This is a genomic window from Streptomyces tardus, assembly GCF_018101125.2.
GTDB classification, from domain to species: Bacteria; Actinomycetota; Actinomycetes; order Streptomycetales; family Streptomycetaceae; genus Streptomyces; species Streptomyces tardus.
The window spans coordinates 1,598,996-1,624,154 of sequence record NZ_JAELVF020000001.1 but is presented as its reverse complement, the minus strand read 5'-3'; the positions used below and the strand labels follow the sequence as shown (position 1 = coordinate 1,624,154).

Sequence of the window (25,159 nt, the reverse complement as noted above, 5' to 3'; positions counted from 1 at the left end):
GAGCGGTGGTCCGTGGTGGCCTGGGAGTTCGAGACCGATCTCTACACGGACCTCCCGGTGCGCTGGCACACTACGCGTCGTCCCGGCCACGAGGTCGAGGCCCATGTCCGCGGCACGGACCGAGACGCTGTCGTCACTGCCTTCGACGAGGCTTGTGCGCAGGCTGTGGACCGAGCGAGGAATCCGGGGAAGCACGGAGACACCGACAGCTAGCCCGGCATCAGGAGCGGTGTACGGGAAAGTTCAGGGCTTGAGCGGCGCGATGGGCCCGGCAACCGACATAGGTTGCCGGGCCCATCGCATGACTCAGTCAACGAGGTAGTGGGCCTCGATGTAGGCGACGGTTGAGTTGTACGGCTCACCCACTGGCTTCAACGCGTACCGGCGGAAGACCGCAGCGGTGGCGCGCCGTGCACCCCGGTTGCGGGCCTCGGCGTTGTCCCATGATCGGGCGAGAGTACGCTTGACGACCTGGTCGATCTCCTCGGCCAGGTTCCGTTCTGTGACGGTGAGGCCGGACGGTGCGTGGTCGCTGATGATCCGCGACAGGACGCCTACATGGTCGTCATCCAGCACAACGGCTTCGTCGGGGTGCTTCTCGGCGTTCACGATGGCCTGGGCGACACGGAGTGCTTCGGCCAGGAACTCCAGGGCGTCCTGGGCGTTCTGGATGATCCGATCCCGCAGCTGCCTGATCCGCTCCGCCAGGGCGGTGTACTTCGCGGACCCCGGTTCGACGCCCTTCTCAAGGGCCGCCTTGATGTGGTCCAGGATCTCCGCCGCAGACGGCGGCCTCTTGTCCTCGCTGTCGTCCTTGTCGGGCTTGGGACGGACGAGGGCCAGAAGCTCTTTGAGGATTGCGATGCCCTGAGCATCCAGGACGAGCGCTTCTTCCTGGGACGCGGCCACCGAGAAGGAGTGGACGTGGGCGTTGATTATCTCCAGGACCATCGGTCCCAGCTCGCCCAGTCGCTCCTTCCTTTCCTCGTCGGAGGACTTCTTGAACAGGGTCGTGTATACAGACCCGAAGAGCCCGAACCCGTCCTGGTACTTGGTGACGCGCTGGTCCGTGTTGATGAGTGGGTACAGGCGGGCCAGAAGCCGGTAGTTCTTGCTGAAGACCTCGGCGGCGGCCGGGTCGCCGTCCAGGTAGCTGTTGATGACGCGTACGGACTCGTAACCGTTGGCGGTGAGGTCGAGGCCGTCCACGTTTGCGAGGAGGTCCTCGATGCAGGCGAAGGTGGTGCGGAACTCGGCGATCAGATCGGTCACGTCGGTGACGAATCCGCCGCCCTTGCCAGCGGACCCCTCCGAGGTGGGGTCGACGACGGCACGCTGGACCTCTTCGGCCAGGCTGATGTAGTCCACGACCACGCCAGTGGTTTTCACGAATCCGGCCGGGGACACCCAAGTGCGGTTCGGGCGGGTGATCGTCTGGAACAGGTTGTGAGCTTTCATCGGCTTGTCCAGGTAGAGGACGCCCTCGTTGGGGGCGTCGAACCCGGTCATCAGCTTGGCCGTCACGACCAGGAAGCACAGCGGGTCATCGGGAGTGAGGAACCGCCGCTTTTGGTCCTCCTCGTCGACCTCGGAGAGCCGGTAGGGCCGCATGGTCGCTTCCTCGGACTTGGCGTCCGAGACGTGGATATTTACCTCTGCGGTGATCCGATCGTGCTTGCCGACCTCGGCGAGTATCTGCGACGCCTCGAAGCTGGCCAGCAGCTCGTTGATCTTGTCCGTGTACGCCACGGCCAGCTCACGGTTGTAGGCGACGACCTGCGCCTTGAGGCCGTTGCGATAGGTGCCGGCCAGGTAGTGGTCCACGATGTCCTGGCAGACCGTGTGGATGCGTTCAGGATTGGCGAACACCGAGGTCAGGCGCCCGAACTTACGGGACAAGGTTTCACGGTCGGGGTCGTCGAGGTCGAATTCGTCGGCGAACTGGTCGAACTCGGCCTGTAGGGCCCGGTCATTCATCTCGAAGGTGACTGGGTGCGGGTCCAGCACGACTGGGACGGTTGCCTCGTCCTGGAGAGACCGGGACACCGAATACCGGTGCAGCACCCTGTTCGGGTCGGTCTCCTCACCGAAGAGGGCGAAGGTGTTGGTGGCGAGGTTCCTGACGGGTGTGCCGGTCATGCCAAAGAACTTCGCGTGCGGCAATGCTGCGCGCATCTGCCCCGCCAGGGACTCTTCCTCAGATGACTGCGTGCGGTGTGCCTCATCGACCAGCACGATGATGTTGCGGCGGGTCGACAGGTTCTTGCCGGCATCGGCGAACTTGTGCACGGTTGTGGAGATGACGCCGCGCACATCGTCAGCCAGCAAGAAACGCAACTCCTTGCTGGTGGAGGGCTGGTGGAAGTAGGCGTCGCCCATCGCGGAGGTGAATACCCCGGAGGTTTGCCGCACGAGCTGGGTCCGGTCCGAGAGCAATATGATCGTTGGCGATTCGGTGCGAGTGTCAGCCAGCAGCAGCGAAGCGGCGAACACCATGAGCAACGTCTTCCCGCTGCCTTGGTGGTGCCAGACCAGACCCTTCTTGCCGTCGGCCAGGACCCGCCCGTGGATCAGATGGGCGGCCTCCATCTGTGGGTAGCGGGGTAGGTACTTCTTGTCCGCCCCGCCTCCAGATGTGTCGAAGAGGACGAAGTTGGCGAGCATGTCCAGGACGGTGGCCGGGTTGAGCAGCAGCTCGACGGAGCGCTGCACGTCGGCCTGCCCGGACAGGTTCTCGTCGTCGTCGGTGGATCGGAACGGCTGCCACAGGTTCAGCGGCGCACCAGCGGCGCCGAACCGCAGTTTCAGCCCGTCTGAGGCGACAGCGAACACGTTGGGGGTGAAGAACCACGGGTACTCGGCGGCGTACACGTCGTTGATCTCGCGTGCGGCCTCGGCCCACCCTGACTTAGCGGTCGGTGACTTCACCTCTACGACAACGAGAGGCAGTCCATTGACCCAGTACACGAGGTCGAACCGGCGGGGGGTCTTGCCGGGGATGGTTATGGTCACCTCGTCCGACACGACCAGGGTGTTGGCGGTTGGGTGCTCGAAATCGATGACCTTCAAAGCGTGCCATACGCCGTCGGCGCCCCGGAACTCCTTGTGCCCGCGCAGCAGTTCCAGCACCTGCTCGTTGGCTCGCACCAGTCCGCCGTCGACGGCGTTGACCGCGGCGACGATCTCCTCGACCACGGCGTCCACGCCGAACCCGTCGATCACCTCAGGGTTGAGCCGGACGATGGCGTCCCGCAGATGGCCGGCGAGAACCGTTTGTGTCGTCTCACGCGGCAGTGACCTACCCGCTTCGAAGCCCCACCCTATGGGGAGGGACCACTGGATCATCAGGTTCTGGAACTCGCGTTCCGCGATACCCATCGCCATCAGGCGACCTCCAGCTCGGCTGACTCGATGGTGATTGCTCGATCCAACAGCCCTGATAGCAAACCAGCTCGAACCTGACGGAGACTTGTGGCCTCCGCGCGCAGCGTGATGACGAGTGCATCGACCGCCGCAGCACGCTCAACTAGTGCTGCCTGTTCCTCTGGCGAAGGCACGGGCACTTCGCGAGCGATATATTCCTTTACTGACAGATTAGTGATGCCAGTCGTGCGGCGTGAGTAGTTGCGGGTCAGCCCAGATACCCAGTCGTGTCGGAGTCGCCAGAACACCCACTTTGGGAGCGCCCTCTCAGGCTCTACCCGCATCAAGCGCTGGAAGTCGGTAGGAACGCACGGCGCTAGGCCGGGGCCCGCAATTGCGACTCTGCCGACGGGCTGCTCGGGTGAACCGCCAGATCGCTCCAGGATGATGTCCTGCTCCCGCACCGTTCGGGTGTCAGCCTGCTTGGTCGTAAACGACCGTACCGGTGAGCCGCCGGTTACGAAGTCGGTGGTGCCAGGCGCGTAGATGCGAGGCCCAAGCGCAAGGCGGTCAACTTCCCCTTCACCCTCAGGCTTGCCCCAGACGCCCCCGACCACATGGGAGCACAGATCAACAATCCGCTGCGGTTTGCCCATGACGGTCGCGAAGTGCTCTGCGAGCACCGAGTTGAGAAGCCTCCGTGCGGTGCTGACCTCGGATTCAAGTGCAGCAATCTGATCATCTACCGCGCCGATAATCTTGACGATCCGCTCCTGCGTCGGCCGCGGCGGAATGAAGATCGGAGCCTCTTTAAACACCGGAATAGTTGTGCGGCGACGCCGAGCGATAGAGCCGATTGCGCGACTGTCAAAGTACGGGGTGAGTACACCGCCTTCGAGGACCATTCCCCAGAACCTGGCGTCCTGTCCTTCGCGAACACGGAACACCGGGTAGACCGGAGAGGTAACGCCGGCGCTGTCGCGAAGCCATTGCCCAATGGCTCCGGTCCAGAGGAGGTATGGGTTCCAAGCGATGTCAAAGGGTTGGAGTACTTTGTATTTGCTCGTGTCCTCAGTAGCGACCCTCTTGTTGAACACCTCGCTCTGGGGAACGATGCCGCGCCCCTCGGTAACACTGAGGACCATCTCGACGGCCTTGTCCTTGTTTCGGACATCGACGTGCTCAAGGACGTCATCCAGAGTGCCTGGTTTCCACCCGGCGGGCTCAGTCATCGAAGCCCTCGATCCCTGTGGCGGTGAGGACCTGCAGCATGTGAGCTTCGGCCTGCTGCCGATCGGCCCGGGCGAGGTTGTAGGCGTCGATCAGAACGTCCAACTCCTCCTGCTCAGCTGTAGCCTGCTTGATGTACCGGCCGATATGGAGGTCGTACCCGTTCTCCGCGATCTCTGGCAAGGGAACGAAGCGGGCGGCGAGCCCTTTACCATCATCGAGTTCGGTGGGGGAGGCGTCAGCGTTGAAGGTGGAATGGTAGGCAGCCACTGTATCGGTGATGTCGGTGTCGGTGATCGTATTGCGGTTCTTTCCAGGCGTGAACCGTTCTGATGCGTCAATGAACAGCACACCTGCCCGGCGTTCCGGGGCCTTGGTGCTGGGGGCGCGGAAGACGAGGATGCAGGTCGGGATCGGCGTACTGTAGAAAAGGTTCTTTGGTAGGCCGATGACGGCTTCAAGTAGGTCGTCATCCAGGACACGCCGACGGATGACTGCTTCCTGGCCACCTCGGAAGAGGACGCCGTGGGGTAGGACGACACCAGCGCGGCCCTTCTTTGGGGCCATGCTAGCGATCATGTGCTGTACGAATGCCCAGTCCGCCGATGACTGTGGAGCGACCCCGCCTACGGCGCGCGGGTCATTAGTCCAGGGCTTCCACTTGAGGCTGTAGGGCGGATTGGCGACGATCACGTCGAATTGCTTGACGGATCCGTTCGGCCTCTTGAAGCGAGGATCCCTCAAGGTGTCGCCGATCTCGACCTTGAACTCGGTCAGATTGTGCATGAAGAGGTTCATGCGGGCCACACCCGCAGTGTCCGTCACAGCCTCCTGCCCGTTCAGGCTGAGTGTGTATCCACGCCCGCCTCGGGCTTTGAGGAAGTTAGCGGCGGCAATGAGCATGCCGCCTGAACCGCAGGTCGGGTCGTACACCGACTCGTGGTTCTTGGGATCCAGCAGTTCAATGATTAGCTCGACGACCTCGCGAGGGGTAAAGAACTGGCCGGCACGAGTACCGGACCCGTCTGAGAACCGCTTCAGGAGGTACTCGTACGCCCCGCCGAGCACATCGTGGGACATATTGCCCTCGTGCATCTTGGGGACACGGTTCATCGTCCGCATGACCGACGCCAGCACCTCCCCCGGCAGCACGGCTTCGGAGGTCCACGTCATGGACCCGAACAGACGGGAGAACTTGTCAGGGTTGGCCGACTCGATGGCCTGAAGGGAAGCGCGAACCCGCTGGCCGAGGCCGTGCTGGGCGACTGTGGCGAGGATGGATGACCAAGAGGCACGGCTCTCGGCAACGGTGCCAGGGAAGATGAGGGGGATCTTGAACGTCTGGTAGTTGCTGTACTCGACCTCGTCGGCTTCCTCGGCTGAGAGGTCGAGGTCCTCGTTCTCCTTGAGGAAGGTCTGGTGAGTGTGCTCCCAGGTATCCGACAGGTACTTCCAGAACATCAGAGGGAAGACGACCGAGGAGTACTGCGCCTCGGGCATCGCCACGCGCAGCTCGTCGGCGGCGTCCCACAATCGGTTCTCGATCTCTTGCTGGGTCACTGCCATCAGTTGGGGTCCTTGCTCGTGTCCGGGTGGCGATCTCAGGGCCGTGGAGCTGCTGCGGGGCATCCTATTTTGTCCCTCTGGCAGTGGGGGTGCGATCGACCGCTTCTGTGGCTGGTTCAGGGAACTGACTGGGCTGGGGGCCATGCACGTTGCCTCGGATCTCTATGCGGGCCTTCCAGGACCAGACGTGGCAGAGCGCCGACGAAGCCCGTCCGTGGTTGTTCACGACTGTCCGCCCGGCCAACTGAGACCTGAACTGAGACCACGCACGTCGAAGGGCCCCACCGCAAGCGGTGGGGCCCTTCGACGTATTGCCCGGTGAGAGCAATGGCGGAGGATACGAGATTCGAACTCGTGAGGGTGTGAACCCAACACGCTTTCCAAGTCTCCGTCCGGGGGTTCCAGTGAATGCGGGAACGTTCTGATCTGCGGTGCAGTCGGGGCGGGGGAAGTATCTGTACTGCGCTGTATGCCCCTGACTGCAACCAGAAGTGCAACCAGGGAGCATCGCGTCGTTCTGCTCGGCAGCACGGTGTCGCTGCCTTCTGCGACCGGTACGGACAGACTCGCAGCGCCCCGAGCATGAGGCTCGAAGCCCGTCGATCTGTTCCATAGGAGACGCCTGGCGCTGAAGACATTGCCATGAAGTCTTCCTTCAAGTTCCATGGGGCTATGCCGCTTCCCGTACGCGCGATAGCTTCCGGCCGCCTCACGGCGCTGCGGGATCGGGCCGGGCTGTCGAAGGCTGAGCTGGCACGGCGAATTGGGGTGTCGACGCGCATGGTCTTCTTCTATGAAGGGGGCAAGCACACGCCAACTCCGCAGCGGCTGCAGAAGATGGCTCAAGCGCTGCGCTGTGAAGTGGAGGACCTCACCGGAGTCCGCCGTGGGCAAGAGTGCCTGGTCGATCTACGGTTCGCTGCTGGCCTGACACTCGATCAGGCGACTGAATTGCTGCGCCGGACGACGGTGGGCCGCGACCTTCACCTTTCGGCGCCGAGGCTGTCTGCGGTAGAGCAGGGTCGCTCCGTACATGGCCGAAACTGGCGCGACCCTGAGACCGTGGGGCGGCTACCTGCTGAATTGGCCAAGGTGTACGACGTCCCCATACGTATGGTCGTGGACGCCTGGATGCGTACTCGACCCCACGACCCGGTACCAGTGCGCCCAGGACGCCGGACCAGCAAGGAGGCGAGCAGCCCGGCCGAGGCTACCTGGCGGTCTCTGAACGAGCGGCAGCGGATCTATCTTGGTGAAGCCCTGCGCGACGAGCGCATGACGGAGACGGAGATGTGGATGCGCCGGGTCCACCATCTACCTGTGCCACGCCCCGCAGAGTGGCGCAAACTTCCTCTCGCTCTCCGAGCTCCAGCGCAAGTCGTGGGCTACACACGGCTGCAGGAAAGGTTGCGGCGTAACGGTGTTCACGATCCCGGAGTCGGCGCCACGTTGCACGCCTTGAAACGCCGAGGCCTGTTGATGACCAGTGTCGACGTCTTCCATCACCCGGCAGCAGGCGAGGTGACCCGGATCCGTGTGGAGATGACGAGGCGGGGAAGGGCAGTCGCCCGTGCAGGGTTGGGCGAGTCTGCGGAGCAAAAGCCTGCGGCCCCACTGCTGTCCGAATGGCTTTGGGGAGTCTTGGCCCGCGTGGCTGGAGCGGGCCCGGACGGACTGGATCGGGATGCCCTCTCCGGACGCGCTCCGTTTCACCTGGGCGTTGGTTACAAGAACGGATCTGGAGGAAGGCCGAGCCGAGGGTTCATCGACGACGTGTCGATACTCGCTTCCGACGGAAGCTATGTCATCGGCTACCGGTGGAAGCTGACTCCGCTTGGCCTGCGGCATGTAATCGAATACGCGAGCGAATACCGTCGTCGATATCCGAAAATCGATACCACAGTTCTCTCTGTCGTCGCTGAAGAATCCTCGTAGTTCTTCCCTACGGGTGCGAAGCCAGGCGATTGTCAGTGGCGGCTATTACTCTCTGGCGTCATGAAGAATGCGACGAACGATGACGTTCGGACGGTTGACGAGCTGTGGGTGAAATCCTTGGTAGCGCGCTCTGTGCTGCGTGCCGCACATGCGATGACGACTCCCGGGGTGGATCCTTCCGTCCGTCTCGCGACCCTGATGGAATGTCACGGGTCGCTGCTGGCTGCGTGCGGTCCAGGCAGTGAGCTGTCCTTCGCTGATTTCCGGCGCCAGGTGCGTGGTGATCCCTCTCAGCTTCTGCCCGATGGTGTCCCTGGGTGGGATGTCGACGAACTACGCGCAGTCGATCCTGACGGGCACGTCACGGAAGACGCGTTCGACATCGACGCCGAGCAGGCTCTGGTACTTCGCGTTCTACAGAAAAGCAGCCGCGTTACCGGTTTGATCAGTGCGCGTGACCTGGACGATGAGGTTGCGCAGGAGACAGCCTTCGCGCAGCTGTGCAAGGCGGGGAACCAAGGGATCTATGAAAATGGGCGTACCGACCTGATCCGCTACCCGGCGGGTCCGGTGAGTGAACTAAATGAGCTGCGCCTGCCCCCGCTTATCGCGGATCTGTACGAGGACATTCCCTATGCTTCGACGTATCGCGGCTGGTGGTTCGCCTGCCCTGTGTGCAGGTGGCCGATGCGCATCGCACTGCGCCGCGAGGCCGGCCGGCAGATCGGTGTGGCTACCTGTTGGCACCGACCACACCAGGAGATGGGTGCCGCCTACCGTTTCCGGCCGGTGCAGGGGATCGTTCCGCCTGAGTTGCTACCAGAACCGCCTCCACCGCGCCCGAGTGACCGGGAGTCCGTCCTCTGGCCCGACCTGGAGCTCATCCCAGAGGCAAAACCAATCGAGGGGTACAAGGCACTGGCAAGGGGGGTGTGGCGGTACACCTGCGTCCCCGGGCTGGCGGAGTTGGCACTGCGGGACCGGCTGGTCGAGCGCGGTCTCAAGGTGGAGCTCTGGCCCGCCCTGGACGCCTACGACCTTCGCGTGCACGTCGGGCGCAAGAGGTCGCGGAAGAAGGAGCAACTACGCGTCGACGTAAAGGACTACACGTCTGGCACCGCGCTCGCGCAGCTGATCAACGCGCAGGAAGGCGATAGCGGGGGAGCAGAGTGGCTGGTAGTTCCTGACCACCGGGCCACCCAGGTCCCCCTGCTGTCGGGAGTAGGGGAGAAGTACGGGTTGAAAGTGGCGGCTGCGTCCGAGTTCGGCGAGATGGTCTGCAAACATTCGGGGGTGGCTTGGTCGTGAGCGAGCCCTCCGTGGAGACCACAGCCCTGTGCGCCGCGCTTGCGTTGGCCGCGCACTACTTCCCCGACGCCTCCGTCGATGGCGATGCTCCCGCCGCGCCCTTCCGTAAGGCGGCCTTTCTGCTGTCCGGGCAGTTCCGCGCGTGGGACCGCTGGCCGACGCTGACGAGCGAGGAGCGCCGACGTATTGCCGACGTGTTCCACAACGCCCCAGCCAGGCTCGGCGATGTACGGAACTTCACCCCGCCTGCGCGAGCAATGCTCGCGGCTTTCAGCGACGAGAACCCTAATGAGCCTAAGAAACTGCTCGCCTTCGAACCCGCGGGCGGCGACGCCCTCACTGCCGAGGCTGCGGTACCCCGGGTCGGCGGAGACTTACTGGCATATGTCGACCGCCAGATCGCCAGATTTCGGCGGCCCAGTGCGCGGCCGAAACCTCTCGAATTCGCCGGTCCCGGACGCTGGAAGACGGGAGAGATCAACGTGCAGGGAGTGGGGCAGGTACACGGTCAGCTGACCATCCCGACCTACCCCGGCTTCACAGAAGCATTTGGCCACGACCGCCTGCCGCACGTGGACACTGCACCCCCTCTGGACGACCTCCAGATCCCCACGGAGGACCTTCTCAGGCTGGCCACACAGATCGAGAGCCAGGAGCCAGAAGACAAGCGCTACCTGCGCGCCACGCTGGAAGGATTGTTCTCGGTTCTCCAGACGTCAGACAGCATCAGCCCGCAGGAGGCACTGCGGATGACCGCAGGCGGTCTGGAGATCTTTCACGCGCCGACTGGGACGGGCAAGAGCGTGATGGCGCGCGTCCTGGCTGCGTGGTTCGCTCAGCAGGAGCTTCGAGTCGCCATTGTGCTCCCCGACATCAAGGCTTGCCTGTCCATCACCCACAAGATCCGGGCTGACCTGCGAGTGCTGCAGGGTCTTGACGCTATCAAGAATGAGACCGGCTGCGCGCACCTGATGTCGTCCTCAGGCATGCACGAGCGTGCGCATAAGCTAGCCCGTCTCGTCGATGAAGATCCGCAGTCGCCGGGAGAGTGGGGCGAGTTCGGAGAGCGAGACGTGGACCCCCTCTCCTACGGATGCGCTCAGCGACCACTGCTGGAATCCAGCGCCGACTATCCACCAGGCCGCGAGCCCTGTCTGTCCTTATACAGGCAGGGTGTGGGGGCGTCCGCCTGCCCCTGGATTCCCACCTGTGGAAAGTTCGCGCCTGTCTACGAAGCCTGCTCGGCGCACGTAGTCGTGACGAACCATTTCGCCTTCCTACAGGGAAATCTGCGCATTGGCGTGAACCTAGACGGGAGACCCGTCAATGGGGTCAGCGTCGCCGAGTTGGCGTTGCGCACCTGCCACGCCGTCCTCGTCGATGAGGTGGACCAGTTCCAGTCGAGGGCGGTGGACCGCTGCGCCGGCGAGGTCATTCTGCACTCGCGGAGGCACTGGACGGCGGCCACGCAGGAGATGGACATGGACGCGAAGCGACTGCCGATCACGGATGAGGCCGGCCTGTTGCCATCGGTAGGCCAGGCTCGGCTGATGGCAGAGTTCCTACTGCTCGCAGTGTGCAGTAATGCCTTGCGCTTGGATGTGGTGGACGACGAGCGCGCAGTGGACCGTGTTCCGGATCGGACCGGGCTCCGCTGGCACATGGCCCGTGGCCGGGACCGGCAGCTCATCCGCTTGCTCTGGCCGGATCTGGACACTGCTGCAGAGACGGACCTACCAGCCGATCTCGCCGAGCGCCTCCAAGCGCTCATGCCTGCCCGCTACTTGCAGCCGCACATCGCGCAGGCCGATCCGACGGAGGTCGGCTGGGATGAGGTGCGCCGGGCGTTGGCGGCATTGGTGGCACCGCGTGGCCAACAGTTGCTGGACGCGGTAAAGCTCGATCTGCACCAGTTGCTGGAGTCACGGGTGAAGGACCCCCATCGGCGTGCTCAGGCAGTGAACCTGCTTGTCACCCGCACGGTTCTGACCGAGCTGGACGAAGCCCTGTCTGAACTGCGCGCCTCCGCACAGCACTACCGTTCCTCCGGGTTGCGATCCGCGCAGCGGATCGCAGAGACACTCAGCCGGAGTGCTGTCTCGGCCGTCTTTCCGCTCGGTCTGTTGGGACGCGCCCTCACGGGATACCGAGTGACGGGCCTTGATGACCGTGAGCGCAGTGCCGAGCTCGTCGCGCAGAGCATCGCTGGTGACCCGCACACCTTCACCTCGGAGTTGGGCGGACTCGTCTCGCTCTGCCTGGCCGGGGTCGAGCGCCCCGTCATGGGGTTGTCCGCAACGGCGTACTTTCCCCAAGCGGTGCGCGAGCACGTCCACGCACCCGTGCGCTGGTGGATGACTGACGCTCAGGCCCGCTCGATCCGTGCGCGGCGCCATCGCATCGAGTACGGCGAGGGCCACCCCCTGTACGGCGAGCCGATCAAGATCTCAGGCCAGCACTCCAGCCGTAAAAAAGGCGCCCTGATCGAGCTCGGCACGCAGTTGTACGACCAGTACATCCACCAGGAGTTGGAACGTCAGCGGTCCAAGGATAAGGACCGTGCGCACGTGCTGGTTGTGGCCAACTCCTACCAGCAGTGCGCATGGCTCGCCCGAGGCATCGCGCAGGCCGGCACCTACCGCGAAGGGCTTTGCGTCGCCGTACGGGATGGAGATCGGCACAACCCCGACCCAGACCTCCCCCGGGAGAACATCGCTACCCGACTCACGGCCGAACAGTTCGAGGACTTCCCTCAGCACGGCAACGTCTTGGTCGTCCCGCTATCCGTGATCGCCCGTGGCCTGAACATCGTCGTCGGTATTCGCTCCGCTGTGCGTTCGGTCTATCTCTGCGTCCGACCCCTGTCGCTGTTCGCCGAACCCGCGGAGATGTACGGCAGCGTCAATGCCGCCGGGCTGCACGCACTACCAGAGTGCGGTGCGGCCGACCCCGACGATGCGCTAGCGAAGGCACGTTCCGCCGCGTGGCAACGCCTCGAACTCATCCTGCGCGCCGCCCCGCAGTTCACCTCCATGCCCAAGTCGCTGCAGGAAGAAGTGGTCGCAGGCGTTGTCGTCGACCTGATCCAACTGGCCGGACGAGCCCGCCGAGGCGGCACCGAAGCAGTCCTGCACCTAGTCGACTACGCCTTCCACGAGGACACCTGGAGCTCCGATCTAGAGACCGTACTGCGCCGCATCCATGAGCAGTGGCCGCCGGCAGTGAAGCGGCAAATGAACGACCTGTATGGGGAGGCCCTGAACGCCTTTCTCTCCTACGCGGGCATCGACCCAACCGTCACCCACTAAAGAGACGAGGAAGAGTGGACGACCAGCATCTTGAGCCAGGCAAGTACCTGCATACTTTGGCCTACCGTTGCACTCCCGCACTGGTGGGTGACGCGACGGTTTTCGTGCGCCGACTGGACGTAGAGTCGGCCAAGCTCTGGAGTAACTTCACAGCCCAGTGCCGGAAGCGCTTTGGCAAGGTGGAGGCCCAGGCGCCGTACACGATCGCCACGACCGTGCTCCAAGTAATCACCGGTGGCTATGTGTATTTCGAGCCCAACGGTGCGGCCCCCTTCCTGGTCTCCCGGCAGTCGATCGACAGCAACCTGCTCTGCAAAGCCTTCGCCCTGACCCACGGCCTTGTCCTCGGGGAGCAGGTCGAGATGATCGATCTGCGGCAGCCGCCTGAGCTTGCCCAGCGAATCGCGCGCACACCTGAACGAGAACTCGTCCTGAGTGAACAGCTGAGAGCAGTGAAGGGAGCGCAGCCGGATGCCCCGAACTGGCTCTACAGAAGTGTGGGTTGGGGGCTGGCTGAGCGCCTCGCGGCCCTCCCCTTCCGACTTTCCAATGGCCGAGAGATCCAATTCCGCCCCGACACCACAGGCGGGCTGGTCGCATTGGAAGACCCCTGGGAGAACGAAAGCGGCGGGCGCTACGCCGTCTGCCGCACGGCGGTGAACCTGAAAACACTGCCTAATGTGCACCACCCCGTGCTGCTCCTAGACGCCCGAGTTTCTCGCATCTCCTCCTCACTGATCTTCAGCTCCACTGCTCTGGCGATCCAGCCTGGTAACGGCCGCCCGGTTCTGGAGGTCAAGCTCAACGGCCGTGGCGGAGCGAAGGCTATTCCGCGGCAGGCACTGCAAGCCCTCGGACGGCTGGAGATGGACTACTCAATCCTGCAATCCATCGCAGAGCGTTCTCAGCGAGAGCAACAACTCCGTGAACGAGCCAGGGCCCTCAAAGAGAAGCTGCAGTTCCCGCGCGAACACCCCGGTCAGATCTGGCCAATCCCCGCGAAGAGCTACCAGCACCCCATCGGAACCGGCGTCGGCATGCACCACTTGAGGATCCTGCATTCTCACGTTGACGCTGTTTTCGGCGATGACACCCAAGCCCTGATTTTTCGGCAATCAACAGCGATGAGTCTGCCCCGGCGACCAACTGACCCTGAGAACATCTCGTCCCAGGAGCTGAAGCGTCGTAAGGAGGAGCGGGAACGAACGGGCAGCGGAGGACCGCTGCGTCGGCGCGGGACACTCTTCCCCTCCGCGGAGTCGCTCTGCGCCTCGGTGGACCAGGCGGGCTTCAAGAAGCTCCGCATCGCTTGTCTGTGGTACCGGGACGAGACGAGGCAGCGGATGCTGCAGACATTTTGCCGCGCGTTCGGGCTCGATCCCGCCGGTCTCGACACCGAGGAAGCCGTGGAACTCGACCTCTACCAAGGTCGGATCACTGTGGTCTTCCACTACCTGCCCGACTTTTTGCGGCCAAGCCGCAGGCGGGACCGAGCCGAGGCCCTGGGGGCAGCCGGAGCCTCGCTCCGGTCTCGGGACGGCGCTCTGGTCAGTGCCTGGTGTGAGACCGAAGTCCCCGACAGCGATGATTTCCCGGACCTCGACACCCGAGACCTCGCCGAACTGGACGCCAAACCGCAGACGAAGGCAGTACTGGCACGCCTCGACATTCCGTCGCAATACCTGAAGGGCCGCGGGAAGGAAGGGGTCATCCAGCCGCGAGACGAGGACCACCCAGCCGAAATGGCGTTGCTTGACCTGTATCGCTCGCTGGGCGTCGCCGACGAGCGGATCTCCAACGCTCTACGTGCCAAAGGTGACTTTCCGGTCGACCAGATCGCCCATGTCGGTGTGCACGTGCGGCAGCAGAACCGCCGCTTCGGTGAGAAGGGTGAACCTAAGGTCGTCATTACGGCTACCGCGCTGGTACCGCCGCAAGCCTCGCAGGGGCCGTGGTCCCTGCTGGGCTGGAGCTCCACGAACCCGGTGTGGCGGCCGTACCGTTCGGCTCAGAATGCCTTCCATACCCATCCGTACCCAGAGCCCTCAGCGGAGAAGACCAGCTACCGGCAGAAGTGGGATGGCGCCGCTGACATGGTGGAACGCGCACTCGGTGATCTCGCCGACGAACTGGACGGGGTGCAGTACACGGTCACCGTGGACGCACAGTCCGCGCGGCGAATGTGGGATGGCCTGCAGAACATGCGCCTTGGGGAGCCGTCCACACGGGCGGGGGCGGCTGGAAACCGAAGCCGATACCAGCTCCCTGGGGCGCGACTCGGTGCTGACGCTCCGATCGCCGTCGTCCGCCTCAACACGGAAGACGAAGAGGTTCCACAACCCGTCAGCGTCACCCAGGTGGTCAAAAAGGACGGCGTCGACCCGAAGGAGAAGGACACTTCCACGCTGCTTTTCGAAGTCGAGACGGACTTCGGTACACCGGCATGGCTGTTGTGCAACGTTCCGCGTGCCTACGACGGCAGTGGTGCTGGTCGTCTGGGTGGCAAACGCACCAGGTGGGAGGCAGAGAAATCGGTGCAGTCAGAGGTCCGGTCAGAGCGACGCAGAGGCGAGATGCCGCACAACTTCTACGCCATGACTGCGACAGAGATCCTGCCTATCGGAGGCCCGTCTGACGAGGTGCGTGAGGCGCTGGCAGCCATGACCGCTCGCCTATGCCATCAGACCCTTTTCTGGTCCGACCGCGCTCGTTATCCGGTGCCACTGCATGCGGCACGTCAAATGGACCTCGACCACCCCCAATACCGGCGCGATGTAGCCGACACGGAGCCAGGGAGCGGAGACGGAGACGAAGGGGGAGAAACCCTGGAGTAGGAGGCTAGAGCATCGTGGGGTGCGCGGGCGGTGGCTCGTCGCCCGTCGCGCCACGCCGAAATGGAGCTGCATGGGCACGATCAGTGTCCGAAAGATCTGGCCGTTGCTCCTATGGATCCCCCGCCGAAGCTAACGTCGCGCACATCCCTGTATCCGACCTTGATGTCGATGATCATCAGCTGTAGCTCCGTCTGCGCATACCGCGGCTCCTGGCCGATGGCTGAGGACAGAGGTTGCAGCCTCGTCAGCCGCACGGTTGTGCTCACTGGGGATGGCTGCGGCATGACGGTTCGAGATGGACTTGACTGCGGTTCGGATCTCTTCCTGCGTGGACGAAGTCATGGTGGTCAGCACTCAGCTGCATATGCATAGCGGGGGGCCGGGGTTCGACGTGAGGAAGATGTGGGCGGTGGGGATGGCGATGAGGCAGATGAAGAGTGCGATGAGGGCTGAGGTGATGATGAAGGCGGCGAGGTGGCGGCGGACTTCACCGAGGCGGGTGGAGAGAAACCGGTGGATGGAGCGGGCTGAGGTCATGGGGTGTGGGGTGGGGCGGAGGGATGCGGTAGCGGGCGCAGCGTGGCGAACGGCCAGGGCGCTCGCGTGGCGGTGGTAAAGGCCGCGACAGCGCTGGAGGGGAGGTGGAGGAGGGTGCCGAGGAGGAGGGTGTGGGAGACGGCCAGGATCGGGCCGTGGCGCTGGGCAGTGTGGTGGAGGAAGGCGGCGCAGTGGGTGGCGCGGGTGTGGAGGTCGGTGAGGGACTCGCCGTCTTCGCAGCGGAGGGTGGGGTTGGTGAGGCGGCGGGTGCGCCAGGCGCGGTAGGCCGGTGGGTAGTTTTCGGCGGTGCGGCCGAGGACGATGCTCGGCGCGCGCCATTCGGCGAGGAGCCCTGACATGGCGACGATGGGCAGGCCCGTGAGCTGCGCTATGAGGGTGGCTGTCTGGCGGGCGCGGGGGAGCGGGCTGGTGACGATGGCGGTGATGTCGTTGGGGAGTGGCAGGGAGCGGCGTGTCTGGTCGCGGCCTTCCTCAGTGAGGGCGGCCTCGTGCGGGGCGTGGTGGCCGGGGCGGTGGCCTTCGTAGGCGCCGTGGCGCATGAGCCAGATGTCAGCCAAGGATCCAGCCTCCGTCGACTCGCAGGGTCTGGCCGGTGATGAAGCCGGCGTCCTCGGTGGCGAGGAAGGCGACGGCCGCGGCGACGTCGTCTGGGCGGCCACGCCGCTGGACGCATTGGCGGGCGAGTTGGCGGGCTGTCATGGGCTCCGGGTCGTCGACGACCGTGTTCTCGGCCGGGACGCGGATGGAGCCGGGGGCGACGCAGTTGGCGGTGATGCCGGCGGGGCCGAGTTCGCGGGCGAGGGCGCGGGTGAGTCCTTCGAGGCCGGCTTTCGCGCTGATGTAGCCAGCGAGGTTGTGACGGCCAGCAGCGGCGAGGACGGATCCGATGGTGATGATCCGGCCCCAGCCGACGGAGGCCATGGTGCCGGTCAGCTCATGGGCAAGGAGGTAGTGGGTGGTCAGGTTGGTGGTCAGCGCTTCATCCCAGCGGTCGGGCGTTGTCTCCGTCCACGGTCGGCGGGGGTAGGCGCCGGCGTTGCTGGCGAGGACGGCCACCGGTCCGAGTTGTGCGTGGGCCTGGTGGCAGAGAGTTCGTACGGCCTGGTGGTCGCGGAGGTCGGCTTCCAGAGGGACGGCGGTGCCGCCTCGTCGCGCGATGAGGTCGGCGAGTTCGGCTGCGGCGTGGGCGTCGTCGAGATGCGCGAGGGCGACGAGGGCGCCGTCGTCGGCCAGACGGTGGGCGATAGCCGAGCCGATCCCGCCGGTGGCTCCGGTGACCAGGGCGGTACAGCCACTCAACGGGCCGGGCATGGAGACTCCAGGAAGAGGAAGTAGGTGGTGGGGTCGAAGGCGGGGCTCATCGCCTCGGTCAGCCGGGCGAGGAGGACGAGACGGTCCTCAGGCACCAGGTCGGCGAGGTTGTAGACGCCGATGATGCGCATGGCCAGGTAGGGGCGGAGTAGGTTCGCCAGGTCCGCGCCGGGCCAGAGGCGGCCTGCGACCGGCCGTGCGAGCTGGTTCCAGTACGCGCTCACGGCGGCTTGCCGGGGGGCCGACAGGTGAGGCACGTAGTCGATATGGATGGTGCTCGTGGTGTGGTCGACGTCTGCTCGCCGGATCTCGGGGGTGTTTGCTGGGACGTGGGCGAAGGTGGCGGGGTGGTCGGCAAAGGCGCCCGGGTTGTACCTGGGAACGAGCCAGCCGCCCAGGGCGGAGGCGTACCAGAGGAAGTTGGCGAACTCGCCGAGGATGCTGTTCATCCCCGCGGTGTCGTGGTCGAACCAGGCGAGCGGGTGGGCGAGGTTGACGTCGGTGGGGTCGCCCTGGGTCAGGGCTGCCCAGACCGGCTCCGGCGCGCTGAAGTGGGAGCGCAGCCAGCGGATGGTGGCGGTCCAGTTCAGGTGGTGTCGACGGCCGTTGATTTTCAGGGTGTACGTGTCGAGGCGGGCGATCGGGACGTCGATGAGCCCGTCGGCGACCGCGAAATCTGCTCCGGCGTAGTACGCGTCGAGCCGACCGCCGGGCGCCGCCCTGTCCCAGTACAGCTTCCGGACGACGTGCGCCGGGTTGGTCGACCAGGCCGTAGCGAGGATGATCTCGCGGTATGTGGTGGTGAGTTGGTCCATGTAGGCGTGGAGGGTATGGGTCGGCTCGTCCGTGTTGAGAAGGTCGAGCAGTAGACCGCTGTCGGTGTCTCCAGGTAGACGTTCGTACGCGAGGAGGTACCCGCCGGGTACGCGCACGCGAGCGTGGAGGGTGGGGACGCGGTAGTGCGAGGCCAGCTGGGAGTGGCCACGGATCTCCGCTCGGGCCTCGGACGGCTCGCGGGTGTATTTCAGGAGCAGTGGGCGGCCGAGGAGATCGACGGGGCAGACCAGGTTGCGGGTGAAACGCCGTACCGGGCCGATCCGCAGACGGGATGGTGCGGTCATCGACCCACTCCGTTCAGCAGGCCGAGGCACGTCTGCGCCAGTGCGGAGGGTGGGAAGGCGTCCATGTGGATGTCGGTGTCCGGGACGATGGCGTCGCGGACGGGACAGAGGTCCCCTTGGTGCATGCGGTCGGAGTGGTCGGTGGCGACGGCGTGGTGATGGGGTAGGCCGGTGCGCCACTTGCTGTGGCTGTGGCGCGCGTACAGGCCGACGACCGGCGCGCGGCTGCCATCCCGGCTGCGGCTCATCGCGGCGAGGTGGGTGAGGCCGGTGTCGTTACCGAGGACGAGGTGGCAGTGCGGGAAAAGATCGACGAGGTGGCCGGCCGGAACCCCGTCGAGGCGGAGGACCTGCACGTGGCGCCGACTGCTATTCGCGGTGATGCGGAGGCCGTCCGCCGGACTGCCTCCGATGAGCAGCAGCCGGGCCTGGGTCTGCTGGGCTTCGGAGATGTGCTCGGCGAGCTCGACGTAGCGCTCGACGGTGTAGTCCTTGCGTTCTGGCCAGCTGGTGGCGGTGATGGCGGCGATGGTCGTACCGTTCAGCCAGCCCAGCGAACGGAGTTCTTCGACAAGCTTGTTCGGCCTGGCCACGAGCGCAGGTGCGAAGGGGGCCGCATCAGGCAGGCGGATGCCGAGGCGGCGCTCCAGAGCCAGGTAGTGACGGGCGGGCAGGTCCGAGTAGGCGCGATCGTCGCTCGACCAGCAGGGCGGGGCGGTCGGGTCAAGGACCAACCTCACCTCAGCTTCCGAGCCGTGTGTCTCCGCACCGGCGCGATCGCCGATCAGGGCACGTCCGGAACCAGGCACGGTGACCGGGGCCTGTGTCGTCAGCCCGGCGCGAGCGATCAACTCCGCGTAGGGGCCCGTCGCCCGGGTGATTACGCGAACTGAGCTCAACCGCAGCCAGTCGAGAACCGCCTGGACCCCGGACAGTGCGAGCAGGGTGTCCCCGAGCTTTCCTTCGAAGGCCACCTCGATTTCGCCACAACCGTTCAGTCGACGGGCGAGTTCACCGGAAGTGGGCAGGGGGAGCGGCGCGCTGACGGGAACGCTGTCACGGTCGTATCCGAGCGGAGTGGTGTGGACAGCCCCGGCGGGGGTGACCAGCGAACCGTGGTGAAACCGGATCCCCATCGGGGCCACCTCGGTCATGCCGTGCCCTTGATCGTGGTGAGGGAGACCAGAGGCACGCCGAGCTCGGTGAGCAACTCGCGGGCCCCGCGCGTCGTGTCCTCCACCAGGCAGGCCGCGGCCAGCGGGATGGCACCGGCCTCGCGGAGGCTGCGGGTGAGGTCGGCCAGGGTACGACCGGTGGTGATCTCGTCGTCCACGAGGATGATGCGTTGCCCCGGGGCGATTCCGTACGCGAAGACGTCGGTGCGCATCGCGTGCGGCTCACTGAAACGGACCGCGCCGTCGAGGGGGAGGTGCAGCTTCCAGGCGATCTTGTACGGCAGTTGGGCCGCACCAGCGAGTGAGACGGTCGGCAGGATGCCACCGGCGTCCAGCCCGAGGAGGAAGTCCACCGACCCGAGCTCGCTCGCCGTCTGTTCGTGGAGTAGGCGCCACAGGCGGGTTCCGGTGGTGGCCAGGGTGTCCGGGTGGACCGGGTCTTCCAGGCCGTCCAGGGAGTGGATGACTCGTTCGCGACGGCTGGTCGCACCGACGCTCAGGCGCTCGACGATCCGGGCGTTGAAGGACGGCATGGCAACGGTTTCGGGCATGGCGAAGCTCCTGTCGGGTGGAGTAGGGAGGAAGGGGGAGACGACCGTTCAAGCGGCGAGCTGGGTGGCGTACCAGGCGAGGACCTGGTCGACGGCCGTGCTGACAGCCTTGAGGACGCGCTCGGTGTCGCCGTCGCGCCAGCTGCTGGCAACCTCGGCCAGGGAGGGCGCGGAAAGGGCTGTCAGACCCGGCATGTGGGAGGCCGCGGTGAGGATCCGGTCGGGTCCGGACTCCCACTGATCGTGTTCGCGGAGGAGGAGTCGGCAGGCCAGTACGAGGTGCTTGTAGAGCTGCCGCAGGGTAGCCGGCGCCGCGTCAGCGCGCAGGCGGCGCATGGTCAGGACGACCTGGGGAAGTTCACGGACGGCGGCGAGTGCGAGCTCGTCACGGGTGATCATCGGGAGCTCGACGCCACGGCCGGCGTGCAGGACGGGACGCCCCTCCTGGAGCCGGTGCAGGGCGAAGGCCAGGCGTGGGGTGAGACGTCGAGCGGTCAGCTCGCCGGGGGTGACGAGCGTGGGGCCGAGGGAGGCCACACAGTCCAGGGCAGTCCGGTACTGCGCCAGGGCTTCGTGGACCCGGCCGATGGCCTCATGCTCGGCGATCACGAGCAGGTCCAGGTCGGACCAGCCGGGGATCCATGGGCCCTCGCCGGGGCTTCCGGTCAGGGCCACGAGCCGTACGCCGGGACCGTGTGCTCGTACAGCGTCGGTGAAGTCGGCCGTTGCCGAGGCGATGGCAGCCGGCAGGCCCAGACCGTACGGGGTGGCCACGCGATACGCCGTGAGAGTCGGCGGGGCGGCGATGCGCCGGAGCCGGGCGCGTAGGGCGGCGATGCTACCGGCGTTGTCGATGACGTGATCGGCGACTGCGGCGACCTGGTGGGCACCTCGACTTCTCTTGATCTCGTCCTTGGCGGAGACGGTCTGGGCCGGTGCCCCGGACCGTTCGACGCGTACGGCGAAGGAGGCGTCCAGGAAGACGATTTGGAGTGTGTCGCCCATGAGCTGCTTGAGCTCACCGATCGAGGCGTCGTCGTGGACCGACTCAATCGTGAAAAGCCGCGTGTCGACGTGGGCTTCCGCGAACCTGTTCAGCTCGCCGAGCAGCAACTCGGCCTGGCGTCGGGCAGAGAGGATGTACGGGTCCGCGAGCCCTTCGCGGTGGGCTGCCTGTCGCAGCAGGAAGCCGATCTTGAGGCGCTGGGCGCCGCAGGTACGTCGTACGAATTCCGCGCTGGTGCTCTTGCCGCACTCGCTCAGTCCGCCGAACGCGATGACCCGACGCAGACGGCGGCTCGGCCTGATCTCCGTCGGGATGGCGTCGTCCCGGCCATACAGCTTGAAGCGGGCCGGTTGGGGAAGTCGCCGGTGCCCGGCGACGACATCGGAGACCAGAGAGTCGAGGGCGGCGCACAGTTGCTCTCGCTGCCCGTGAAGCGCGGGAACGCGGCGCCGGGTCAGCTCGTCGCTCGCCCCGGCTCGCTCGCTGTGCCAGATGCGGAGTGTCAGCACCGATAGGCGGTCGACTACAGAGGCGAGTGTCTCGGTGTGTGTCGGAGCGTCGGTGCGGCTTGCGTCCGCTAAGGAACCGAGGGCCTCGTCGGCCCGCTCGGCGAGCGCGTTGCGTTCGGCGTTGAGCTGGTCGATCTCGCGCTTGCAGTCGGCGACTTGGGCGGCGGAGAGTAACGCGCCGCGCACCCTGTCCTCGGTGTCCCACAGGCGTCCGTTGATGCTGTGGAGGCAGCTGAGGGTGTCGTTCAGACGGCGCCGGTCCTTCTCCTGGAGCGTGGCCACGGCGCGAGCCAGGCTCGGAGGAAGGGCCAGGGGCGGGGAGTTCTGAGTCATCGAGGGCTCCCGTCGGTGAGTCGGGTGAGGCCGAGGTGGCCGAGCACGGTGGCATGAATGTCGTCCAGCGAGCGGTGCTCGCAGTCCAGGACCGCTGCGTAGGCATCGTGGTCGGCCTGGTGGAGCAGGACCGTGTACAGGGTCTTCTGGTAGGCCGGGTAGACCCCAGTCCAGGCGCGGTCCTCACGGGCGCTGGTGAGGGCATAGCTGCGCTCGGGGTCCAGGGACGGCAGGAGAAGGATCGAGGTCTCCGGTGTTTCGGCCCGCGAACCGGCGATGCCTGTCACCGTCGTGAACGCCTCGCCCACCGTCAGCCCGTCCTTGATCGCGCAGGTCGCGGCAGCAACGGCGAGAAGCATGGGCAGGCCCCGATCGAGTAGACCCGTACGGCCCGCCTCGCGGTTGGCTGCGCGCTTGGCGTGGCCGACGAGGAGCATCTCGGTCAGCTCGACGGTCGTGGATGTCTCGAACCACCACCGGGCGTAGTCGTCGGCCGCCGCCCGCGCCCATGGCTCGGGGTCGTGCTCATGGACAGCGCCCAGCGGCTGGAAGTCCTCCCAACGCTCGGCCAGCCGTGAGAGCTGGGTCGTCTTGCCCACGTTGTCGGGGCCGTTGAGGCTGACGAAGTCCGTCATGTGCACCATCGCTCACGCCTCGCGGACCGGGGTGTGGAGGACGGAGCGGATTGCGTGCGTGTTCGCGGCGATGAACTCTGCCAGCTCCGGCGGCATCAAGTTCAGCTCACGCACGGTTTCGGCGGTGAACGGCACCCGAATCACCTCGTACCCGCCGCGTTCCGGATCGGCGAACTCCGCACCCGTGCGCGCACTCAGGTCCATTGACTCCAGGCGGGCGGCGAAGAGGTGCTGGACGCCGAGGCCCCCCTTCAGCTCGTCGGTGATCAGATGGACGAGCTCGGCACGCTCCAGCTTTCCGCCGAGCTCTTCGAACACCTCGCGGCGCAGGGCCGCTTCGATGGTCGCGTCGTCCTCCTCGACCCCGCCGCCGACGGTGACCCAGTACGGTTCCCTGCCCGGCTTGGTGCGCTTGATGAGGACGAGCTCATCCCCGTCGAGGAGGATGGCGCGGGCGTTGCGCTTGACGATGTCGGGCACGCTTTTTGCTCCTTCTGCTAGCGATACAAAAACGAACCAGCGGAGGGGCGTGAGGAGCCCTTCCGACTCGGTGGCCCCAGCATGGTGCAGGTTGGTGGCGGAGCGTGACGTACTGGTGCTGCAGCAATGCCGCACCGTTGCCGAACACGGTTGACTACGCTGTGCGTTCGGGCGTTCCATCGGACAACGGGCAGGGGGTACGGCTGTGGTCACGGTGCAGAGATGGTCCGGCCGGGAAGCCCGGCTGCTTCGCGACGCCCTGCGCATGAGCCTCCGCGACTTCGCCGCGTACCTCGGCGTCAGCGACCGGACTGTCTCGAACTGGGAAGGTGGGGGTGCGGGTTACCAACCCCGTGCCGAATCGCAGGCCGTCCTCGACACCGCACTGGGCCGGGCCTCCGAGGACGCGCGGGCCCGGTTCGCCGCAGCGTTCGGAGTGAACGCCGCCGCCCCGCCAGTCGCGGGCCACATCGGAGTGGACTCCCACAAGTTCCTGCCAGTGTTCATCGGCGTCGAGCGCGCCCGTCGGCTCCGCACGCACATGACTCCGGGAGCGGAAGGTCAGTGGCTGGAGTCCTCCTCGGCCCGGATAGCACACCCCGAAGCGCGGAGTTGCTTACTGCACGTCTTCGCTTGTGGGGTCGCTGTCCTCCACCTCGTTCAACCCCACGAACCCACCTCGCTCACTGAACTCGCCGTATGGCGCTACCGTTCGTACGCCGCCGACTTGCCTTGGGCTCGGGACAGGCTGCGTGACCTCTTGGAGGAGGACCACTCCGGCGTCCCCCACCCCGAGTACGTTCTCTCCCTTTACTGGCTCACGTCCGGCCCCTGGGCCGGGGGCACCTACGACACCGCACTGCGCCTGCTGTCCACGCCCTCGGTCCTGGTCGACCGCGGTGCCCTGGGTGGGCCGGCTCCCCTGGACGGCTCCGTCGAGGAGTCACTCCTCGCCACCGGGTTCGACCACCCGGACATCGTGCCCTTCGGCGTACGGGGAGTGTCCACCGGCTATGCCGGCTGGTCCGGCGTCGCCTACGCGTCCCACTCCCACGAACGCAGCCTCTCTGTCGATCAGCTCATCGCGTGCGAAATGAGCGTCCAGGCCCTCTGGTGCTTCACCCGCCAAATCCAGCAGATGATCGAGGACGGACAGGACCCTTCCGTGCCCGATCAGTACGGCTGGCGCTTCCTGCGCGCCGCCTACTCCCGGCTCACCACCGCCCGCGCCCAGGAGACCGCGCAGCACGTGCTGATGCGGGAGGCCATCATGAAGACCAGTGGGCTAGCGGACCGGCTGCGCGCCGCCCAAGACGCCCTCCGTGAGAGCGTCGGCTGAGAACAAGGGGCAGGAGGACAGCGGATGGACATCGGCAGCGCCGCGCTGATCGTGATTGACATGCAGAACGGCTTCGTGAACCACCGAAGTCGCCACGCCGTGTCTGCGGTCTCCGACCTGGTCGTCCACTGGTCCACCACGGGCCGCCCCGTGGTCTTCACCCGCTACTTCAACTACCCCGACAGCCCCTACGAGCGCTTCTTCCAGTGGAACCGGCTCCAGAAACCGCCGGAAACCGACATCGTCACCGACCTCGAACACGCAGCCGCCCACGCCCACACGATTGTCGACAAGACCGGCTACACGCTTTTCACCCCCCAAACCACCGACCTGATCCGCCAAGCAGGCTGGACCGACCTCGTCTTCTGCGGGATCGCTACCGAGAGTTGCGTCCTGAAGTCCGCCGCTGACGCCTTCGAGCACGGCCACGCGCCCTGGATCGTCACCGACGCCTGTGCCAGCGACGCCGGCCCCGATGTCCACGACGCCGGACTCGTAGTCGCCCGACGCCTGATCGGAACCGGCCAACTTGTCACCGCCGAGCACGTGGTCGAACAACTCGCTGCGTACGCCGGGACGCCGGTGCTGGAATAGCCG

At 65.7% G+C, this 25,159-nt stretch carries 18 protein-coding genes; 6 read left to right on the top strand and 12 right to left on the bottom strand.

Annotated features, from left to right (window positions below):
* Positions 1–306: 306 nt before the first annotated feature.
* Genes JGS22_RS06985 through JGS22_RS06975 form a run of 3 tightly spaced genes read right to left on the bottom strand, consistent with a single transcriptional unit; the run spans position 307 to position 6,159 of the window.
* Entirely contained in the window at positions 307–3,384 is a 3,078-nt protein-coding gene (locus JGS22_RS06985) for a type I restriction endonuclease subunit R (protein ID WP_211040252.1), read from the bottom strand.
* The gene (locus tag JGS22_RS06980; protein ID WP_211040251.1) at positions 3,384–4,595 is read right to left on the bottom strand and encodes a restriction endonuclease subunit S; all 1,212 of its coding nucleotides are present in this window, start codon (positions 4,593–4,595) and stop codon (positions 3,384–3,386) included. The genes JGS22_RS06985 and JGS22_RS06980 overlap by 1 nt, the downstream gene beginning before the upstream one ends.
* The gene (locus tag JGS22_RS06975) at positions 4,588–6,159 is read right to left on the bottom strand and encodes a class I SAM-dependent DNA methyltransferase (RefSeq protein WP_211040250.1); all 1,572 of its coding nucleotides are present in this window, start codon (positions 6,157–6,159) and stop codon (positions 4,588–4,590) included. The genes JGS22_RS06980 and JGS22_RS06975 overlap by 8 nt, the downstream gene beginning before the upstream one ends.
* 672 nt (positions 6,160–6,831) lie before the next feature.
* On the opposite strand from JGS22_RS06975, the gene JGS22_RS06970 reads away from it, so the two are divergent.
* From JGS22_RS06970 to JGS22_RS06955, 4 genes are read left to right on the top strand one after another with little or no spacing between them, the layout of a single operon-like run.
* Positions 6,832–8,094: a helix-turn-helix domain-containing protein gene (locus JGS22_RS06970; RefSeq protein WP_216814870.1), complete on the top strand. Its 1,263-nt coding sequence runs from the start codon at positions 6,832–6,834 to the stop codon at positions 8,092–8,094.
* A 60-nt stretch (positions 8,095–8,154) separates the two neighbouring features.
* Positions 8,155–9,402 (top strand): restriction endonuclease-related protein, encoded by a 1,248-nt coding sequence (locus JGS22_RS06965; protein ID WP_211040248.1) that lies wholly within the window; start codon positions 8,155–8,157, stop codon positions 9,400–9,402.
* Positions 9,399–12,710 carry a hypothetical protein gene (locus JGS22_RS06960; RefSeq protein WP_308405552.1) on the top strand — a complete coding sequence of 1,104 codons (3,312 nt, stop codon included), beginning with the start codon at positions 9,399–9,401 and terminating at the stop codon, positions 12,708–12,710. The genes JGS22_RS06965 and JGS22_RS06960 overlap by 4 nt, the downstream gene beginning before the upstream one ends.
* A gap of 14 nt (positions 12,711–12,724) precedes the next feature.
* Positions 12,725–15,544 (top strand): RNaseH domain-containing protein, encoded by a 2,820-nt coding sequence (locus JGS22_RS06955; protein WP_211040246.1) that lies wholly within the window; start codon positions 12,725–12,727, stop codon positions 15,542–15,544.
* Positions 15,545–15,898: 354 nt separating this feature from the next.
* Here the strand turns inward: JGS22_RS06955 and JGS22_RS06950 are convergent, their stop codons facing one another.
* The 9 genes from JGS22_RS06950 to JGS22_RS06910 are packed head-to-tail and all read right to left on the bottom strand — an operon-like array spanning position 15,899 to position 23,223.
* Entirely contained in the window at positions 15,899–16,081 is a 183-nt protein-coding gene (locus JGS22_RS06950) for a hypothetical protein (RefSeq protein ID WP_211040245.1), read from the bottom strand.
* Positions 16,078–16,659 carry a histidine phosphatase family protein gene (locus tag JGS22_RS06945; RefSeq protein WP_211040244.1) on the bottom strand — a complete coding sequence of 194 codons (582 nt, stop codon included), beginning with the start codon at positions 16,657–16,659 and terminating at the stop codon, positions 16,078–16,080. The genes JGS22_RS06950 and JGS22_RS06945 overlap by 4 nt, the downstream gene beginning before the upstream one ends.
* The gene (locus JGS22_RS06940) at positions 16,652–17,413 is read right to left on the bottom strand and encodes an SDR family NAD(P)-dependent oxidoreductase (protein ID WP_211040243.1); all 762 of its coding nucleotides are present in this window, start codon (positions 17,411–17,413) and stop codon (positions 16,652–16,654) included. The genes JGS22_RS06945 and JGS22_RS06940 overlap by 8 nt, the downstream gene beginning before the upstream one ends.
* Complete coding sequence (locus tag JGS22_RS06935) at positions 17,398–18,534, bottom strand: hypothetical protein (RefSeq protein ID WP_211040242.1); 1,137 nt, start codon at positions 18,532–18,534, stop codon at positions 17,398–17,400. Before JGS22_RS06935 ends, JGS22_RS06940 begins: the two co-directional genes overlap by 16 nt.
* Positions 18,531–19,670 carry a glycosyltransferase family 9 protein gene (locus JGS22_RS06930; protein WP_236073059.1) on the bottom strand — a complete coding sequence of 380 codons (1,140 nt, stop codon included), beginning with the start codon at positions 19,668–19,670 and terminating at the stop codon, positions 18,531–18,533. The genes JGS22_RS06935 and JGS22_RS06930 overlap by 4 nt, the downstream gene beginning before the upstream one ends.
* Before the next feature lie 14 nt (positions 19,671–19,684).
* Complete coding sequence (locus JGS22_RS06925) at positions 19,685–20,260, bottom strand: phosphoribosyltransferase (RefSeq protein WP_211040240.1); 576 nt, start codon at positions 20,258–20,260, stop codon at positions 19,685–19,687.
* Positions 20,261–20,308: 48 nt separating this feature from the next.
* The gene (locus JGS22_RS06920; protein ID WP_211040239.1) at positions 20,309–22,108 is read right to left on the bottom strand and encodes a DUF4254 domain-containing protein; all 1,800 of its coding nucleotides are present in this window, start codon (positions 22,106–22,108) and stop codon (positions 20,309–20,311) included.
* Positions 22,105–22,752, bottom strand: a complete 648-nt coding sequence (locus JGS22_RS06915; protein WP_211040238.1) for a hypothetical protein — start codon at positions 22,750–22,752, stop codon at positions 22,105–22,107. The genes JGS22_RS06920 and JGS22_RS06915 overlap by 4 nt, the downstream gene beginning before the upstream one ends.
* 3 nt (positions 22,753–22,755) lie before the next feature.
* Positions 22,756–23,223: an NUDIX hydrolase gene (locus JGS22_RS06910; protein WP_211040237.1), complete on the bottom strand. Its 468-nt coding sequence runs from the start codon at positions 23,221–23,223 to the stop codon at positions 22,756–22,758.
* Positions 23,224–23,488: 265 nt separating this feature from the next.
* On the opposite strand from JGS22_RS06910, the gene JGS22_RS06905 reads away from it, so the two are divergent.
* Together JGS22_RS06905 and JGS22_RS06900 are read left to right on the top strand one after the other, a co-directional pair.
* Positions 23,489–24,562, top strand: coding sequence for a helix-turn-helix domain-containing protein (locus JGS22_RS06905; protein WP_211040236.1), 1,074 nt, complete (start codon positions 23,489–23,491; stop codon positions 24,560–24,562).
* Positions 24,563–24,586: 24 nt separating this feature from the next.
* The gene (locus tag JGS22_RS06900; RefSeq protein WP_211040235.1) at positions 24,587–25,156 is read left to right on the top strand and encodes a cysteine hydrolase family protein; all 570 of its coding nucleotides are present in this window, start codon (positions 24,587–24,589) and stop codon (positions 25,154–25,156) included.
* The last annotated feature ends 3 nt before the right edge of the window (positions 25,157–25,159 follow it).

Excerpts from the sequence above, each read along its gene's own strand:
- JGS22_RS06925 (WP_211040240.1), bottom strand. The coding sequence starts at position 20,260 with ATGCCCGAAACCGTTGCCATGCCGTCCTTCAACGCCCGGATCGTCGAG.
- JGS22_RS06980 (WP_211040251.1), bottom strand. The coding sequence starts at position 4,595 with ATGACTGAGCCCGCCGGGTGGAAACCAGGCACTCTGGATGACGTCCTT.
- JGS22_RS06920 (WP_211040239.1), bottom strand. The coding sequence starts at position 22,108 with ATGACTCAGAACTCCCCGCCCCTGGCCCTTCCTCCGAGCCTGGCTCGC.
- JGS22_RS06965 (WP_211040248.1), top strand. The coding sequence starts at position 8,155 with ATGAAGAATGCGACGAACGATGACGTTCGGACGGTTGACGAGCTGTGG.
- JGS22_RS06985 (WP_211040252.1), bottom strand. The coding sequence starts at position 3,384 with ATGGCGATGGGTATCGCGGAACGCGAGTTCCAGAACCTGATGATCCAG.
- JGS22_RS06940 (WP_211040243.1), bottom strand. The coding sequence starts at position 17,413 with ATGCCCGGCCCGTTGAGTGGCTGTACCGCCCTGGTCACCGGAGCCACC.
- JGS22_RS06975 (WP_211040250.1), bottom strand. The coding sequence starts at position 6,159 with ATGGCAGTGACCCAGCAAGAGATCGAGAACCGATTGTGGGACGCCGCC.
- JGS22_RS06935 (WP_211040242.1), bottom strand. The coding sequence starts at position 18,534 with ATGACCGCACCATCCCGTCTGCGGATCGGCCCGGTACGGCGTTTCACC.
- JGS22_RS06900 (WP_211040235.1), top strand. The coding sequence starts at position 24,587 with ATGGACATCGGCAGCGCCGCGCTGATCGTGATTGACATGCAGAACGGC.
- JGS22_RS06970 (WP_216814870.1), top strand. The coding sequence starts at position 6,832 with ATGCCGCTTCCCGTACGCGCGATAGCTTCCGGCCGCCTCACGGCGCTG.
- JGS22_RS06930 (WP_236073059.1), bottom strand. The coding sequence starts at position 19,670 with ATGGGGATCCGGTTTCACCACGGTTCGCTGGTCACCCCCGCCGGGGCT.
- JGS22_RS06905 (WP_211040236.1), top strand. The coding sequence starts at position 23,489 with ATGAGCCTCCGCGACTTCGCCGCGTACCTCGGCGTCAGCGACCGGACT.
- JGS22_RS06915 (WP_211040238.1), bottom strand. The coding sequence starts at position 22,752 with ATGGTGCACATGACGGACTTCGTCAGCCTCAACGGCCCCGACAACGTG.
- JGS22_RS06950 (WP_211040245.1), bottom strand. The coding sequence starts at position 16,081 with ATGACCTCAGCCCGCTCCATCCACCGGTTTCTCTCCACCCGCCTCGGT.